Origin of the sequence: Paenibacillus oenotherae, from assembly GCF_019443105.1 — a bacterium.
GTDB classification, from domain to species: Bacteria; Bacillota; Bacilli; order Paenibacillales; family Paenibacillaceae; genus Paenibacillus_Z; species Paenibacillus_Z oenotherae.
The window spans coordinates 151,971-170,406 of the sequence record NZ_JAHZIJ010000002.1; the positions used below are offsets into that span (position 1 = coordinate 151,971).

The 18,436-nt window shown below is 51.5% G+C and carries 9 protein-coding genes; 5 read left to right on the forward strand and 4 right to left on the reverse strand.

The features are described from left to right. Positions 1-6 precede the first annotated feature (6 nt). The 3 genes from K0T92_RS04965 (at position 7) to K0T92_RS04975 (ending at position 3,052) form a co-directional block, all read left to right on the forward strand. Entirely contained in the window at positions 7-1,698 is a 1,692-nt protein-coding gene (locus tag K0T92_RS04965) for a DNRLRE domain-containing protein (RefSeq protein ID WP_219871333.1), read from the forward strand. Between the two features lie 138 nt (positions 1,699-1,836). After that, positions 1,837-2,217 carry a phage holin family protein gene (locus tag K0T92_RS04970; RefSeq protein WP_219871563.1) on the forward strand — a complete coding sequence of 127 codons (381 nt, stop codon included), beginning with the start codon at positions 1,837-1,839 and terminating at the stop codon, positions 2,215-2,217. After that, complete coding sequence (locus K0T92_RS04975) at positions 2,201-3,052, forward strand: peptidoglycan recognition protein family protein (RefSeq protein ID WP_219871334.1); 852 nt, start codon at positions 2,201-2,203, stop codon at positions 3,050-3,052. The genes K0T92_RS04970 and K0T92_RS04975 overlap by 17 nt, the downstream gene beginning before the upstream one ends. Before the next feature lie 142 nt (positions 3,053-3,194). On the opposite strand, the gene K0T92_RS04980 is transcribed toward K0T92_RS04975, so the two are convergent. Then, the gene (locus K0T92_RS04980; protein ID WP_219871335.1) at positions 3,195-3,734 is read right to left on the reverse strand and encodes a GNAT family N-acetyltransferase; all 540 of its coding nucleotides are present in this window, start codon (positions 3,732-3,734) and stop codon (positions 3,195-3,197) included. A 297-nt stretch (positions 3,735-4,031) separates the two neighbouring features. Between K0T92_RS04980 and K0T92_RS04985 the strand changes: the two genes are divergently transcribed. Then, positions 4,032-6,311 carry a S8 family serine peptidase gene (locus K0T92_RS04985; protein WP_219871336.1) on the forward strand — a complete coding sequence of 760 codons (2,280 nt, stop codon included), beginning with the start codon at positions 4,032-4,034 and terminating at the stop codon, positions 6,309-6,311. Positions 6,312-7,097: 786 nt separating this feature from the next. After that, positions 7,098-7,577, forward strand: a complete 480-nt coding sequence (gene greA / locus K0T92_RS04990; protein ID WP_219871337.1) for a transcription elongation factor GreA — start codon at positions 7,098-7,100, stop codon at positions 7,575-7,577. A 98-nt stretch (positions 7,578-7,675) separates the two neighbouring features. Here greA and K0T92_RS04995 read toward each other — a convergent pair whose 3' ends face one another. Genes K0T92_RS04995 through K0T92_RS05005 form a run of 3 tightly spaced genes read right to left on the reverse strand, consistent with a single transcriptional unit; the run spans position 7,676 to position 18,416 of the window. Beyond that, entirely contained in the window at positions 7,676-13,279 is a 5,604-nt protein-coding gene (locus tag K0T92_RS04995; RefSeq protein WP_219871338.1) for a type I polyketide synthase, read from the reverse strand. Between the two features lie 24 nt (positions 13,280-13,303). Then, positions 13,304-15,838 carry an NHL repeat-containing protein gene (locus tag K0T92_RS05000; RefSeq protein ID WP_219871339.1) on the reverse strand — a complete coding sequence of 845 codons (2,535 nt, stop codon included), beginning with the start codon at positions 15,836-15,838 and terminating at the stop codon, positions 13,304-13,306. A gap of 58 nt (positions 15,839-15,896) precedes the next feature. Next, complete coding sequence (locus tag K0T92_RS05005; RefSeq protein ID WP_219871340.1) at positions 15,897-18,416, reverse strand: pentapeptide repeat-containing protein; 2,520 nt, start codon at positions 18,414-18,416, stop codon at positions 15,897-15,899. Positions 18,417-18,436 lie beyond the last annotated feature (20 nt).

The window sequence follows — 18,436 nt, forward strand, 5'->3', positions numbered from 1 at the left end:
GAGAACTTGGAAAATGATAGTAAAAGTATAGGGGGATATATCTTTATTTCTCCCCGCAATAAAATGTCTGGGAAAGTTAATATAATCGGTTCCGGCAAGTCCAGTCTTCCGGCATCCATCACTGTATCTAAATTTGACAGCCTCCATGCCAATATTGCTGTTTATAGCGATTATGTGATTGAGGATGCCGGGAATCCGCCGAGAACAGGAAATCAGCGAAAGGCCAATATTTATATTCGTTATAGACATCAGATACAGGGCTCGCTTTTCATTACGCCGACTAACCGAATGTCCGGGCTGCTTGATATTATTCAACCCCCAAGCTATATAACTGAGCTGCCGTCTGTAAAAGATGCATTTGTTCGCAGCAATATTCCGACATTAAATTACGGTACAGAGCAATCCATGATTGTAGGCTGCAATTCCACCAATAAGGAAAAATACAGATCTTTAATCCAATTTGATATAGACGAGCTTCCTGATAACATTACAGTGGAAAAAGCAGAGTTGAAGATGTTCAACTCTCAAGTCAATAACAGCAATCATCAAATCGGAGTATATACATCCTCCGCTTCGTGGGAAGAAACAGGCGTTACTTGGCTTAGTCAACCCGCCGTGCAAGAAATAATTACAGTACAGAGTTTAGGCAGTCAGTCGGGATATATTCGTATTGACGTAACGAATCAAGTTAAAGAATGGTACGCCCACACTGACAGCAACTATGGCTTTATTATTAAAGCTATGGACGAGGCGCATCCTCAAATTGAAAACTTCTCCACAAGAGAAAGCTCAAGCAATAAGCCATTCATTGAAGTTACCTATAAGCATAACAAAATCTATAGCGCTGGAAGATCAGAAATACCTTCAAATATTGTTATTGTTCCCGTTGGCTATAAAAATATTATTGGAAAAATTGTTATTCCAGAGTATGAGAGCGATAGGAACTTTCCATCCCATATACATGTACTGAATTTAAACTATTGGTTGGAAAGCCAACTGGTTGTCAATAAAAAGATCATGCCCTCCCATCTTATCGTCAGACAAAACAAGGATCACAGCATTCCTGGCCATGTCATTGTCAGAGTCAAGGGCGGACATTTGCCGCAGGATAGATTAATTGGGAATCTATTTGTTATCGCGAAGAGCAGACCAGGCAAAATAACAGTTAAATATAGGGACAGCATAAATGCTAGCCTTACTGTCAGAAGGATTATGCATGATCAAGATGAGATTACGAGCAACCTGATTGTAATACGCAACAGTACAGTCGGGAATTTGATTGTAAGACAACAAGGCTCCAGAAGCTTGCCATCTTCCATTCAAACCAGAATACATAAGGTCATTCCTTCGAATATTCTAATCAATAAAAAGATTATGCCTGGTCATCTTGTTGTTACTTACTACAAGCAAATAAATGGCCGAATCGATATCCGCGAACATGACAATCTGACAAGTCGAATGATCGTACCTTACAGGAAAAATATTCCTGGCAGAATAGATATCATTTACGCCACCCATTTACCTTCCAGTATTCAGGTATTGTCTGGATATTTGCGAGCAAACCTGATTATCCCAAGCTATGGCGAACACGTCATAACAGGCCGGATGATTGTAAGGGTCAAAGGAATAAGTGAGATCAACAGCTCTATTACCGTCGGCGGTGACAACATTCCCGGCGGATATGTATATATTTTATAATTTCACTCCTGAGAGAGCGCCCGCCCGGCGCTCTCTTTCTTTCCAATAACCAAGCAAAGGAGCAGCAATCATTTGGAACAATTTCCATTAAAAATAGTAGCAAACAGAGACTTCTCCTTCTTCTACACCTTTTCCGCAATGGCAGGGTCAGCGATTACATACGCGTTTGGAGGTTGGTCTGGAATTTTGGAAATTTTATTTCTATTTTTTATCGTCGATTATTTAAGCGGCTGCTTCGCCAGTATTAAAGAAGGGAAAGGATTGCGCAGCACGCTTGGCTTCTGGGGACTGTTGAAGAAAGGTCTGATGCTGCTTATGGTATTGATCGGGCATCGGATTGACCTCGCACTGGGGTTTAACTTTGTTATGAGCGGCGTCATATACTTCTGGCTGTCTAACGAGCTTGTGTCCATTCTTGAGAACTACAGCAGACTAGGGATGCGCACACCTGAAGCTCTGGCCAAAGTTCTCGCTATTCTTCAAGATCGAGGCGAAGCCGAGCATGATCAAACAAAATAACTTTATTCTCTTCGATTCAAGAGAGGAATTCAGACTGTGGCTATTCCAGCAGAAGGTTGCCCGGCCAATCTACAAGATCCAGAATCATCACACCTGGATTCCGAACTATGCTCATTGCAACGGGAAGAATCATTTCGAGCGGCTTGAAGCGATGAGAAATTCACACATGCGGGATCGCAAATTCAGCGACATCGCCCAGCAGCTCACGACGTTTCCGGATGGCCGGATCGCCTATTCCTTAGGCAGGCCCTTCGATATCGCGCCGGCCGGCATTAAAGGGGCCAACGCCAATGGCATTTGCATCGAGCATATCGGCAATTTTGACTATCATGGCGACGAGATGAGCGCCCAGCACAGGCAGACGATATTATTCATCAACGCTGTTCTCTGCCAACGCTTCAATCTTCCTGTACATACGGAGCATATCGTCTACCATCACTGGTATTCCGCCAGCGGAGACACGGTTTATGATCTCAACTCAGGCAAGCGCTTGAAGGGCATCCCTGCCAAAAGCTGCCCCGGCACCAATTTTTTTGGCGGCAATACGGTGTCAGATGCACAGAAGAACTTTATTCCACACGTCAAAGTGGTATTAGCTGGCACAGCGGAACCGGACATACCCATTCCCAAAAGATCTGAAGAGGTGACAAACGATATGGTTGGACTTACACAATGGCAGCAGGAAATGGGCGAGCAAGCGGTCCGCTCTCTTGCGGAAGACGGACTGCTTCAAAACCCGAAGGAATGGCAGTCTAGACTGCATGAGAACATTCCCGGCTGGCTGTTCTTTTCTATGCTTGAAAGAATCTCAACAATGAACAAGCCATCCAAATAGCTCCATGATGGCAATAACATCTGTCATTCTTCGTATTTATTCACTTTGCAGCACTAATGTGGTAAGCCTCTCTCAAGCGATTTTTCAGGCGATCTGTTATCGTCATCCTAATCATTTCTCCGCTTGAGGGAAGCTCCATTACCTATTCCAAGCAAGAGGCATGATAGGTTGGCGAGATTATTTTATAATAGAATATCGTATCATGCAGATTGCCATCTGCCGAAATTGCGTAATTGGGAATGCTTCCTGCTTCTATATAACCATGCGATTGGTAGAGATAATTCGAAGGGTCACCTGATCTGGTATCCAATACCAACAGGCTTCTCCCTTCTACCGCCGCCCTGTCTTCTACGGTGTTCATTAATGCTCTAGCGATCCCGTTTCTACGTTGACTTGGATGTACCATCAGCTTGGCTACCTCAGCTCTATGGGTCGCATTCTGCTTTAATGCCAGATGCAATTGAATCGTCCCGGCAATCTTGTTCTCACTTCTGGCAATCCACAGTATAACGCCCGAGCCCAGCGCTTCCTTCCAATATTGTTTTGCGATCTCTTTACTTAATGGAGGTAAAAAACCAATAGAAGCGCCATCCTCAACAATATCAATTAACAGTTCCGAGAGTTCTTCAACAATACTTGCGTCCAATTCCTTCAATTCTACTACGTTCAGATCGATGGTCATGTTTGCTACCCCCTTAATTGAAATAGGCATCTATACCCATACATTATCAATCCTAATAATACTATATTTTGCTATAATTATTAAATTATTTCCCGGCATCCAATTTAGCTTCTGAAGAACTCTTATCAGCACCCTTAACTATTTAAGAATCAGAAAAACACACAACTAATTTTCATTTTATCCAGCGTTTACTTTATGTATACAAATAATAGGACTATCAATATATTGACTGTTTCCTATTATTTTTTTACAGTAATTATGCAACTATTTATTCCAAAACTTGTGAGGGGGAAAATTGTGTTAAGAAAACTTATGCATGTAGCTGTTGTTGCGTCGATGATTACTTTTTCTATCGCCGCCGCTAGTCCGGCATCCGCCGTGTCGCAAGAACCGCAGAAGATCGTAGATCCGCAGCTGCTTCTGAATCCGTCAGGGGACAAACGCGTTATCGTCAAATATCGTCCCGAGGCAGCAGCAGCGAAAAAAGCAAGCAAAAAGAAATATAAAGACCACAAGAAATACAAGCACATTAATCTGGAGGCTATGACCGTATCGCAGGAGGAGCTGAAGGAATTAATCAATGACAGCAATATCCTCTCTATTGAGGAGGATGCGATCGGACGAGGCTCTGCGCAGACCGAGGATTGGGGAATTGCCAGAATCCAGGCCCCTCAGGGCTGGACCAACGGCTTGACCGGGGATAACATTAAAGTGGCTGTACTCGATTCCGGTATTGCAGACCACGATGATCTGGTCATCCAAAGCAAGGTCAACTTCACAGACAGCACCAGCACAAGCGATATCTATGGCCACGGCACCCATGTGGCGGGTATTATCGCGGCGAAGAATAACAGCATTGGAACGGTAGGCGCAGCGCCTGATGTTCTTTTGTATTCCGCTAAAGTGCTGGGTGACAACAATTATGGCTACTATTCCTGGTTTATTGACGGCATCGACTGGGCCATTGATAACAATATGGATATCATCAACATGAGCCTGAGCGGGGAATCGTATTCATCCGCATTTGAAGATGCTTGTGATGCAGCCTATGACAATGGCATTCTTATCCTCGCTGCCGCAGGGAACAACAGCTCCAATACGAGCAGCGACGATCCTGATCGTTATCCGGCTGCATTCGACTCCGTTATCGCGGTGGCCAATGCGACCTCAACAGATGAGAGAAACAGCTCGTCCAACAAGGGGCCGCATCTGGAGCTGACCGGACCGGGTACGAGCGTCTACAGCACATACAATAATAACGGGTATACGTATATGACAGGAACCTCCATGGCAACCCCTTACGCGGCTGGAATTGCTGCACAATATATGGAGCAATATCCGACCTATACGGTCGCACAAATCCGCGCGAAGCTGGCGGAGACCGCACAGGATCTAGGTGCCCCTGGACGTGACAGCTCCTACGGCTACGGTATGGTGCAGGCGCCTTACAGCGTGCCTATCGGTGATGGATTATTCGGGCAATATTATAATAATGCCGACCTTACCAGCCTGGTTACGACCCGCAAGGACGCCAAGGTCGATTTCAATTGGGGTTCAGGCAGTCCAGTTACTGGCGTGGATGCCGACTCGTTCAGCGTCCGCTGGATCGGACAGGTTCTGCCTAAGTATACGGAAACCTATACGTTCTATACCAGTACGGATGACGGCGTCCGCTTGTGGGTCAACGGAACGCTTCTTATCGACCACTGGGTTAATCAGGCGTTAACGGAATACAGCGGCACGATTTCACTAACAGCTGGACAGAAGTATGATATCAAGATGGAGTATTATGACAACGCCTACGATGCGGCCGCATACCTATCATGGTCAAGCAGCAGCCAGTCGAAGCAAATTATTCCCAAGAACCAATTGTTCGCAGTACTGCCCGCTCCAGCTACACCAACCGGATTGACGGCAACGGCAGGCACCTCGCAGGCGTCCTTATCATGGAGCGCAGCCAGCAATGCGACAGGCTATAATGTGAAGCGCTCGACTTCAAGCGGCGGGCCCTATACAACAGTAGGCACGAATGTATCGGCAACCAGCTTTACCGATACCGGACTGGCCAATAACACCACCTATTACTATGTAGTCAGCGCCGTCAACAGCACGGGAGAAAGCGCCAATTCCGCTCAGGCCAGCGTCACCTTGCAGACTAACGGCCTGCTTGGGCAGTATTACGACAACGCCGATCTTACCAATCTTATTACAACGCGCACAGATGCCAACGTCAACTTCAACTGGGGAACAGGCAGTCCAGCCTCCGGTGTAGGCAGCGACACGTTCAGCGTCCGCTGGACAGGCAAAGTGGCACCATTGTATACAGAAACCTACACGTTCTATACCAATACCGATGATGGTGTCCGTCTATGGGTCAACGGTTCGCTCCTTATCGACCACTGGGTTGATCAGGGGGCAACGGAGTACAGCGGCACCATTACATTGAATGCCGGACAGAAGTACGATATCAAGATGGAATACTACGACAACATCGTTGGCGCAGTCGCTCAACTGTCATGGTCAAGCAGCAGCCAGAGCAAGCAAATTATACCTTCCTCGCAGCTCTTCATTCCGTAATAAGCAATAAACAAAGGGCTGCTTGAAAGTATATATTCAATGATCAAATCCCAAATGATGCGAAAAGATGCTTCCAGAACCACGGAAAAGGAGGCCACTGACAAAGTCTTTAAGAACAATTTAAATGGCTTCCCAAAACACAAAAAATCCGTTTTTAGCCTGTGAGATGGCTTTAAACGGATTTTTTCATTTTTTATGTATATGGGGCCACCTTTCTGCCCTCCCTTCCTCCAAATATGGTTTGACGCAGCGTGGCGGAGGAAGAAGCCTGCGAATGTGCATGCATTTCGGTTACAAGACGCCATAATGGCAAATTTCCTGCGATCATGCATGAATGTGAGAAAAAATCGGCCGTAAAGAGGAAACTAAGGTGTAATACCTGCACGCTGGCAGGCATTTTACCTTCATGGGGTCAGAAGCTGGCAAATAAATGCCGTTTCGCATGTTTCGCCTCGCTCGCATCTCACAGCTCGCATCTCGTTTGTTTCGGCGTTATTGACGGCATGTATGAACCATCCATAATCCGATAATCCTTACTACCAGGCTCATTCGCTGATCGGATGAAAAATAGGCCCAACGCTGATTTTTTATCTGTGTGTTCATCGTATCCATTCAGAAATAGGAAATTTCCGCTCCTGTCACTCTCAAATCGCTCACCCTACTCCCTGCTGCAAGTTGGAGTCCCTGTGAATCATTGCTCCGCCTGCTCAATAACGGTATGATTATGCACCAATATCGTGTAGAATGGATAACTGAACATATTCGTTTCAATTAGGAGTTGTATCAATGTCGCAAGAGGAAATTATATTGACCCGTGAGGGATTGGCCAAGCTTGAGGCTGAGCTGGAAGATCTGAAGACAGTCAAGCGCAGAGAAATTGCAGATCGGATCAAATTAGCGCTTAGCTACGGTGATTTGAAGGAAAACAGCGAGTATCATTCCGCCAAGAATGATCAGGCATTTATGGAGACTCGAATTCTCGTCATCGAGAAAATGCTGCGCAAGGCAAAGATTGCAGACGTGGAGGGTGTAGACACGAGCAAAGCCTTTGTAGGCTCTATCGTGAAGCTGAATGATCTGGAATTCGCCGAGATCATCGAATACATGATTGTAGGCCCCTCGGAAGCCGACGTGCTGGATAACAAAATATCGTACGAAAGCCCGCTAGGAAGCTCGCTTCTCGGCAAATCGGTAGGCGATATTATTCATGTATCCGCTCCTGATGGCGTAATCAAATATGAATTGCTTGAAATCAGAGCCGTATAATAGTACAACAAAGAATCGCTCCTTGCAAATGGTTGGCGCAACTTCCACCTGCAAGGAGCGATTCTTTTTTAGCATTGTCAGATTTGTTTCTCTTCGCTTTATACAGGCTGAAGCTCGGGCTTCAGCCCCTGCTCATACTGCTCAGCCAGCTTATCCGCCAGAGCCGTAATAGGAATGCCGCTAAGCAAATCGCCCACCATCGGCGCAGTCCCGAATTCATTCTGTATCCGGATGCGAAGCTTGATTGCCATCATGGAATCGAGGCCAATCTCCGGCAGTGTTTTGGTCGTATCGAGCGAAGCATGGTCGAAATGAAGCAGCTCAGCAACCAGCGCAGTGAATTTCTCCAGAATGAGAGGCCCGCGAAGCGAAGCATCCAGCGTCTTCAATAAGTCAGCCATAGTTGCTTCTTCCGTTGTGCCGTCACCCGCTTGCCCGGCTTGTTTATCAAGCAGATTCAGCAGCGCAACTCCCGGATACAGCCGTCTAACAGCACGCCATTCCGCAGAAAGTACAGCGACCTGGGCGTTGTTCTGTCCGATCAGATGCTCCAGAAGCCGCATCCCCTCCCCTGCCCGAATACAATCAATCCCGTTCTCTTGAAAGTGCGCGGTCAAGTTCAGCTTATCTACCATCCCTACCGTCCATGGGCCCCAATTGATGCTAAGTGCCGGGAGACCTTGCCCAAGTCGATATGCAGCGAGCGCGTCCATAAAGGCATTCCCGGCCGCATAGTTGCCCTGGCCAGCAGGCGGAAGAATGGCGGCCAACGAGGAGAACAGAATAAAAAATTCCAGCGGCTGTCCATCCATAGCCAGATGAAGATTCCAGGCGCCCTTCACCTTAGGCTCGAACGCTTCGTCGAACGCTTCCTGTGACATATGCTCGATCAGAATATCCCTGACCGCACCTGCGCTGTGTACAACACCGCAGATCGGCGGCTGCCCGCTGCCAACATACGCCTTCATGTAGTCGCTCAGAGCCGCGATATTGGTAATGTCCAGACTGATGATTTCGACATGCACACCCGCAGCTTCGAGCTCCAGCACATAGGCAATTCGCTCTGCATCGCTGCTGCCGGAAGCGGCATCCTTCCATTGGCTTCGCTCCGGAAGCCGGCTGCGGCCCACGAGCAGAAGCCTTCTGGCCCCACGCTTGACGAGCAGCCTGGCAGTCTCTTGCCCGATCGCTCCGAAAGCGCCAGTGATCAGATAAGCACCGTCACCACGGCAGCGCATAGGCAGCGATAATCCAGGAATATCGGCTGCATGATTCATTCGCAGCAAATATCGCTGTCCGCCGCGATATGCAATCTGATCCTCCGCCCCGGCTTCCTCGCTGACGAGCTCTTGAATGAACAGCTCCGCCGATTCCGCTGTCGTTGCAGCCGGATCGAGATCTACCATGCCGCCCCAATAATCGCGCAGCTCCTGCTGGCTTAGCGTCCGTCCGAGCCCCCATGCCGCAGCTTGAAAGACAGATAAAGGATGCTGCAGCGTCTCATCTTGACGCTTCTGAGTGGCTTGGGAGCCGCAAGTAACGACCCAGATGCGGGCAGACGCATGCGATCCGGCTATGCTTTGCGCAGCATAGAGCAGAGAATGGCCGCTCAAGGCCTTCACATGTGACCAAGGCTCGATCCCTTCTCTCTCAGCCATCCCCTCGGCAGAGGGCAGATCAAGATTCCAGCAGTGTACGATGCCGCGGAGACGGCTGCCATAGGCTTGCAGCGCATCCTTTACAAGCAGATCATAATGCTCGCGGTTCGCCGGATCCATTCGATTGCCAACAATGCCGGAAGCAGGCGTGAATGAATACGAGCCGTCAGCCGATGCTTTCACGATGACGGTGTCAAAATCCTGCTTGTGCAGCTGCGAGGCCGCAGCTGCGGCAAAATCACCTTCATCCCCCAGGAAAAGCCAAACATCCTTTCTGGTCATGCGTTTCGCGGGTGGAAGCAATTTGGAATCAGGCTGCCACTGCAGCTCATAGAACCATCGTTTGAGCTGTGTGCTGTTGATTTTGCCGACTGCTGCATCAACGGCCTGTTTGACAAAATCAAGAAAGCGGGCAACAAGGCGGCCCTGTTCATCATAAATGTGCAGATCGCCCTTCGTAATCATGCTATTCCGCTCACTGACCTTACTATGCGCCCATAGCCGCCCTTCCGGCTTGCGGTAATAGCGCACTTCGCCAATGCGTACCGGAATGCGGAATTCCAGCCTTGTTTCCTTCGGCGTCTCGCCCTCCAATGGAAATTCCGCAGCCAGCAGAGCCTGGAAGCAGGCATCCATTAAGCGCGGATGAAACTCATATCCCTCCGCCTCATTGTCCCTGATGTCCATTTCCACTTCAACCCAGGCTTCATCAATACCCAGATGCACGGCGCGGATTCCTTGGAAATAAGGTCCGTAGTCAAAGCCCATATTGTTCAGAATACGGTAAGCCTTATCTCTGTCTATAGGATGCGGAGTGGCCAGCACCTCACGCTTCAAATCAACAGCAGATGACAAGCCGCTCTTCTGAAGCTGCCTGACGCGGCCGGAGGCATGAAGCGTGAACGGACTGTTCGGCGCATCCGCGGCACCGTAGATTTGAAAGGTGCCATTCTCCACATCGAGATAATGCTGGGTCAGCAGCACCGCAGAAGGCTGGGACAGCGTCATGCTTCTATGCAGCTCAATGTGCTCCAGCACGTAGCTCCCCTGGCCCAAAGTATGCTGCAGCGCTCCCATAATCGCCTCGATATACCCCGCTGCCGGAAACACAATTCCGTCTAGTACCCGGTGATCCTGCAAATAAGGGAAGCGGAGCAGCGATACCTCGCCCTCCCAGGCAGCCATTGCGCCGAGCAGCGGCCGTCCCAGCAAGGGATGATCCCGATGTCCAAGCCGGATGAGCCGGATCATATCCGGTTCATGCCAATAGGTTCCACTATGCCATGGATAAGGCGGAAGCTTGATCCATTGTCCTTGAGGATATAGCACATCCCAATTCGGTTCCAAACCCCAGATATACAGCTGAGCCAAGGAATTCATCATCGCATGATGCTCATCCTCCTTGCGGCGGATCGAAGCAACAGCGAGCGCGCTGCGCTCCTTGAAGCATTCCGTCAATGCGCCTGAGAGTACAGGATGCGCGCCGATCTCCAGAAACGCAGTATAGCCAAGTCCGAGCAGCTGCTCAATGGCAGGAGCGAAACGAACCGTCTCCCGCACATTTCTCCACCAATAAAAAGCATCAACAGCTGCCCCATCCACCAGTTCAGCCGTTACGGTGGAGTAAAGAGGGATCGAATTGGCGCGGGCAGGCACATTGTGCAGGCTTGCCAAGAGCTCATCCTTGATCTCTTCCATATAGTGGCTATGGAACGGAGCCTGCACCTTCAGCTTGCGGCAGAAATAAGACTGCTCTCCCGCCAAGCGCAGAACATGCTCCAATGCTTCGGAATCGCCTGCCAGCGTAACTGAGGACGGACTGTTGATCGCGGCAATGTCCACCTTGTCCTTCACTTGCTCCAGCATGGATTCCGCCACAGCCTCCGTCACGCCGACAGCAGCCATTCCGCCTCTGCCGCTAAGACGCTGCAGCAGACGGCTGCGGTGGTAAACGACGCACAACGCATCTTCCAAAGTATAGACACCAGCTTCATAGAACGCCGCAACCTCGCCGGCGCTGTGGCCGACGATCGCATCAGGAACAATTCCCCACGAGCGCCAGAGCGCCGCAAGCGCTACTTGAAGTGCAAAGCTGATCGGCATCGAAATTTCTGTCTCGTCCATCAGGCTGTCCGCCTCATCCTTGCCCAGCTCAGCCAGCATAGACCATCCGGCAAGCTCAAAGAACAAACGGTCGCAGCGGGCCAGCGTCTCATAGAAGACCGGCTCCTGGCTCAGAAGCTGACGCCCCATCCCATACCATTGCGGGCCCATGCCCGAGAAAGTCCAGACAAGCCTCGGAATTTCGCCGGACGCTTTCTTGCCTGCTGCGATGCCTTTGCCGCTTTGCCCCGCAATTGACAGATCCAGCAGCCCATTCAATTCCGCCTTGTCATGAACAACGAAGGCCTGGCGGTACCGGTGATGCTCGCGCCGTGCTCCCGCACTCCAACAGAGATCGGCCAGCAAATGATCCGAATCCGCCCCGGCTGCTGCACCTCTGGAGAGGAGTGCTTTGTAAGCAGCGCTCAGCGTGCTTAACCCGTCGGCCTTGCGTGCCGATAATGGCAGCAGATAGGAGCGGGGAGCAGGGATGCCGCCCGTCGAGAGCGCTGATCCGTCTGCCGTTGCAGCCGATGACGATGCTGCTGCACGATCCTGCCTGCGCTCTTCGGTACCGGACTGCTGGCTCCTTCCGGCATGCATCTCTGATCCGATCGCCTCGCGGACAATGACATGCGCATTCGTGCCGCCATATCCGAATGAATTGACTGCGGCTGCCGCAGCGCCCTGGTGCTGCGGCCATGGCTGGAGCTCCAGCGGCACACGGATCTTCCAATCCTCGAACGGAATCGCGGGATTCGGTTCGTCGAAATGAAGATTCGGCGGGATTTGCTTATGCTTTAGGCAGAGCACTGCCTTAATCAACCCGGCGATACCGGCAGCGGATTCCGTATGACCGATATTCGTCTTGCATGAGCCGACGATCAAACGACCGTCACCCGGCCGCTCGCCGCTATAGGCAGCGGCTATCGCTCTGGCCTCGATAGGATCGCCCACTGGCGTTCCCGTTCCATGGGCTTCGACGTACTGCACAGCTGAAGCGGGCAATCCGGACTTGCGGAGCGTTTCCCGAATCAGCCGTTCCTGTGCATCCGAGCTAGGAACTGTGATGCCTACTGTATGGCCGTCCTGATTGACGCCGCTGGCCATAATGACCCCTTGTATGTGATCGCCGTCAGCAACAGCGTCAGCAAGCCGTTTCAGTACCACCATTCCGACACCCTCGCCCCGCACATAACCGTTAGCCGATGCGTCGAAGGTTTTGCAGCGCCCGTCAGGAGACAGGAATCCGCCACGGCTCTCCACCAGCGTGTACTGCGGGGTGAAAATAAGGACGACGCCACCCGCCACAGCAACCTGGCTCTCGCCATTGCGCAAGCTTTCACAAGCCAGATGCAGTGATACGAGAGAAGACGAGCAGGCCGTATCTACCGTCATCGACGGGCCTTGAAAATCAAAAATATATGAAATCCGGTTCGAAATCATCGTCGTCATGCTGCTGGCCGCCGTATACGGACCCGCATCTCTCTGGAACGGATCACCGAACTGAAGCGCATGATAATCCAGCGCAAAAGCACCGACAAACACGCCGACCCCATGCCCCCGCAGCTTATGGGGCTGCAGCCCGCCATCCTCGAGCGCTTCCCACGTCACCTCAAGAAGATGTCTCTGCTGAGGGTCCATATGATGCGCCTCGTGAGGGGATATGCCGAAGAACTCCGGGTCGAAGCGGTCGATTCCATCGATGAAGCCGCCGTACTTCGTCACCATTTTCCCTGGCTTATCCCGATCGGGATGATAGAAGTCCGCCTTGTTCCAGCGCTCTGGAGGAACCTCGACGATGGCATCCTTGCCGCTTCTGAGCAGTTCCCAATAATCGTCCGGTCCCTTCACACCTCCGGGAAAACGGCAGCCCATCCCAATAATTGCGATAGCGTCCCCGTCCGTTTGCGCAGGCCTAAGTGGTTCTTTCTTTGACATGCGTTCGAACCTTCCTCTCTCTTCTTATGTAGTTGTCATAGGTGCCCATACCCGGACGATTGGACTCCAGTCGCCTCCGGCGACTTGCATAAGACTGTAATCCAGCGTATAGATATTGTTCCATGAATCTACGGCGATTTTCGCAGCGTTCATGCTTGGAGTAGTTAACAGCAGCGTTCCGCTGGAAGAATAGATGTCGAGCTGGTACTGGCTGGCGGCAGCCCCATTCCCCTGGTATGACAGCACATACATATTGCCGCTGCTATCGATATCGAGATCCAAGTAAGTGACGCCTGAATCCTGCCGCAGCGGCAGGAATGGCGACGAGCCAAAGTAATTGACACTGTTGCCGTTAACGTCAAACACTTGCAGACGCCTGTTGCCGCTCTCCAGCACCACGATGAAGCCGTCCGGCGTGAGCGCAACCGCGACAGGCAGCTGCAGCAGACCCGCCCGTGTTCCCGAGCCGCCTACCGAAGCAGGTCCCGGTGCTGCCGCATCGTCAACCGGACTGCCGCTAAGCTGCACGATCTGCAGCATGTTGGCCGCTCCGCTGACAGCGGCGGCATAGCCTGCCGGATGTACGACGAGGTCATCAATAGCGCTCAGGGTCAAATGCCCGCAGCTCTGTCCTGACGGAAATTGAAACGGCCCGGCATCGCCCAAAGCGATGTCCCGCAAAGCACCTGGGACAACACGAGTATCGAAGAACAAATTATTATCCTTGCCGTTCCCGCTTGCGATCGTTGTCATTGTATTGAATCCGCAGGATGGAGGGTTCAGCGATTCCCCGACAGAAGCCGATATCGAGATCGCCTGCAGCCGGTACATCTGCGCTCCATTAGTAGTCCCGCCGCCGCAAAGAGAAGCCAGAATGCCGGACGCTCTCCAGCCATATACCAACGTAGCCTCCGCCGCATTATACGACATGCCGGTCAACTGGCATAACCGGGTTCCAACATTGCTGCAATCCAGGTTCGCCACCGTTGACTTGTCAGGTGTAACAGCTGGCTTCCAGCTGTATCCTGCCGTACTGTCATAAGACAATTCCATGACCGCCGTATAACTGGACGCTGGACCTGGAACGGATTCCTCAATGGCAATCTGCAGCAGGGATGACGCATAGCCTTGCGCCTGGCCCTCTCCAACGACGGCCCCCGCTGAGTTATAGAGGAACACTTGAACCGATACTGCGGTATCGCGAGGAACATCGGCGAAGCTGGCAGACAACACCGCATCTGTCCAAATGCCGTTCATAGAGCCTTCGGATGTCTTCGTCGCGCCATTGGCCTGCCACTGGATCTTATAGCGAGCTGCGGTGAGCGGCCATGCACCATGATTGGGATCTGGCCGCACCTCTACACGGGATGAAGTGATCGCATCCAGGCGATACGGCTGTGTGAAAGTGGCCGGAACGGAAAGCGTCTCAACGATCCCGCTCACAACACCCGTTTGCAGCGATGACAGCAATCCGGCCAAAGGCCAGTTAATGCCTTGAGCCGCCGCAATAAGGGAAGCGTCATCGTACACCTTTCTCAGTGCCGCCAACAGCTTAGGCAGCGATCCGCCGAAGAGGAGAGATCCGATTACCCCGCTAAGCAGCTCCAGCGCATCCTCGGTTGTGGCGGCTGAAGAGAGACATCCGGCTGCTTGCATAATCTCGGTCGTAATAGCCGAATTCGCCAGCAGTCCGTTATACCAATCAGGTGACGTATAGCCGCCTGCGCTCTTCATGATCCAAGGCACCGCATAGCCAAGAACTCCAGAGAGCATCAATGGAAGCGGGTTCACGATCCCGTCCCACCCAAGCGCTCCCAAAGTTCCGAAGGTTAATCGAATGGACGCGGTCCCCTGCGGTGCTGTACATGACAGCACTGCCTGCTGGACGGCCATATCAATGCCTTCATTCGTCAGCGTTGGCGGGACAATACCAAGAAACTTCATCGTGGCCGACTCGTAGGGGGACCCCTTCGGAAGTCTGGAAGTCCAGCCCGCAGGTGTAACGGGAGCTCCGGAGGCATTCAGAAACTCAGCGTATACACTGTAGAAAGCCGGATATACATTGGCTGCCACAATCTGAAACTGCAGTGTGTCCGGGTCTCCGCTAACCGTATCCACAGCGATCCCGAACTGCGGCTGAAAGCCGTCCGCTGTCCAGGCGTATGGAGCAATCGCCGGAATAACCGGCTGGTAAGAACCATCCGTCCCCACCTGCACGGTCCACAGCTTGTTCTGCAGACTGCTGTCTCCCTTGACCAAGATAAGTGTATCTTGAATGATAGAACCAGCGGCAGCGGCTGTTGCCGCTGAAATATTATATTGATAAAGGGGAGTTTCCCCTAACTTGCCAATATTAACGGTCTTGGCCCATCCGCCCTGAGGAGAAGCGGCCCCCTGCTTGCTGATGGCAGTAGCGAGATTATACAGCTCATTCGATTGGCTGTTGATATATGCGGTCACCGATGCTTGAATCGCCGGAACCGGCGAAGAAAGCTCGGGATGCGCTCCCGCCAATTGAAGCGCATAGTCCATTGGAGATGGTCCGGCCGGGCTTGTCATTTCATAACCTCCTGTTATCGCTTTATCCTATTGCGTAGGGGATTCATGAATCAGGGGATCAGCACCAATGCCAAGGATCCGGTATGCAGGCAGGCGGCTTCGGCGGTGTGGCAGCCGTCATCATGGCCTCCCAGGTCAGATGCTGCGGAGGCTTCTGATTCAAGTACTGCTGCAGCTTCTGCCCATTCGGACAGGTTGTCGTGCCGTCCATCACATCCTGCGTCAATTCCGTAGTAGCGAGGACAACCCGCACCTGTTCGAGCGTATGTGTATCATCCGGACGAATGACCATCAACACGGAGCCGTAGACATGCAGCGTACCGTCGCTGTTGCTGATCACATAGAACTCGACATAACCTTGCTGCAGTTGGGTAGTATCTGTACTTATATTCGTCATATGCCATTTGCTGCCCGCAATGATAACCATGTCGATCTTCGCCGAGGACAGCAGCGGATAGCCGTTCGTGCTGAACGCAGTTTGGATATCCTGCGCAAGATTCTGGGCATCGAACTCGGCAGTCATCGATTGCGGCAGCTGGAACAGCGGCACGCCTATCGGACCTCCGGATACATAGAGCAGAGTACCGATCTTAATAATCGAATAGACAGGATAGATCGTGTTGGAACCATTGCTGATCGTCCAGCAGTTGCCCAGTGTAACGACCGTCACTTTCGCGTTGGTATCCAGAGGGTAGTTATTGTTCTGGAACTGCTGCCTTAACGCCGAAGAAATCGTCCCATTGTCCAGATCGGTAGAATAGGTAGACGGGAGATTGAAGAATGGCCCTTCATTCAACGATACGGCTGCATTCGTCAGAACCGCATTCTGAAGCTGCGCTTGCTGAAAGGTTGTTCCTTGCATATTAGCGAATGCGAGCGAGGTTTGCTTCTTATTGATGGAAGGGGTCAGGAATGTGCCATTCATCGTCGTCCCGATCAGATTCGAAGAATCCAGATTCGCACCGTACATGCGCGCTTGAGAGAAGTCCATACTGGCAAGATTAGCATTGGCAAGATCCGCTTCCTCCAGATCCGCATTGTCCGCCTTGGCCAGATTGCCGTACCAATTGACGCCGGACATGTTGACAGCGTACAAATTGGCATCAGTGAAAATAGCATTCGGCATATAAGCACCCGCCAACACCGCGGCATCATTGCTTGACACATACAGCCAGACATACAAAACAGAGCCGCCGTTTGTAATGGTGTAGACGGTGTTGTTATCGGTAATGACCCAATCCTGGCTTGGAATGCGCACCGTTAATGTGGCCGCGCTTGACAACGGGTGACCCGCCGCTTGAAAAGCTTGACTGATTCCCGTCGTGATCGCGCCGCCGTTCAGATCCCCGATCAGCGAGGTGCTGAGCGTGAAAGCTTCCTGCTTGGCGCCAAGCTGGGCACCTGTAAGGTTAGCTCCTGTCAGCGTTGCATTGGACATGCTCGCACTGAACAGCTTGACGCCGTTCTTGAGCGAGGCGTTCGTCAGATTGGCGAAGCTGAAATCCGTACCCGTCAGATCACAGCCATCCAATAGCCCGCCTGTCAAATCCGCATGGGTAAAGGTAACGCCTGGCAGTGCGCAATTCAAGAAGCGCACATTCTGCAGGCTTGTTCCGGTAAAGTTCGTATGAGCATCAATTTCCGCAGTCGTTAAATCCGCATTATTCATATTGGCGCCGCTCAGCGTTGCCCCTGGAATGTGGATGCTGTTCACGTTGGCAAGCAGCAGATTCGCACCGGTCAAATCAGCATCCGCCAATACGGTTCCGATAAGTATCGCACCATACAGATTGGCTTTGGCCATCGCTGAACCCGTCAGGTCGGCGCCGTCAATCGAAGCATCAGTCAGATTAGCGCTTGTGAAATTGCAATTCTTCATCGTCGCATCAGACAGTACCGCAAATTTCATAGTGGCGTTGGAGAAGTCGGTGTCCGCTGCTGTGCATTTGGGCATTATGACGTAATTCATTTGCGCGCCGGTGAAGACAGCCTGCGACAGGATCGTATCCGGTCCTTGAAAGGTAGCCTCGAATAAAGTCGCGTTCGCAAAATTCGCATTCGTCATATTACAACCCGAGAAATCCACATAGCTGACGTCCGCGCTGGCCAAATAAGCCCATGTTAAATCGGCGTCGTGAATAACCGAGGATTGCTGAATTTGCGCAAGGCCCGGCGTTATACTTTGTTGAATGAACTGCGCCGTTGCCGGCGGATTGCTTGCAGCGACGCGGGTTACAGTGCTTCCGCTCATATTCACCGCATACTGCACGCCTGAAGCTTGCTCAATCAGATTGACATTAGTGCCTGCTGTTTGCAGAATGAACAGCGCCGGAGAGCCGTCCCGCCCTGCCGTCGCTGTATAGGAACTGCCCCCGTATACCAAATAGCTTCCATTAGCTGCCTGCAGCCAAAATCCGCTCGCGCTGTCGCCATACGCATTAAAGCGCTGGTCGGCAGCGGCGGAAGAAGCCTGGACGGCTACCAACGTTGCGGTAGACTCATCCAGGCTCAATAAGGAGCTGCCTGCGGGATTACTGAATGCCCACTTGCCAATAAATGTCATCGAATCCGAAGACATCTCCATTCCTCCTGCCCTTA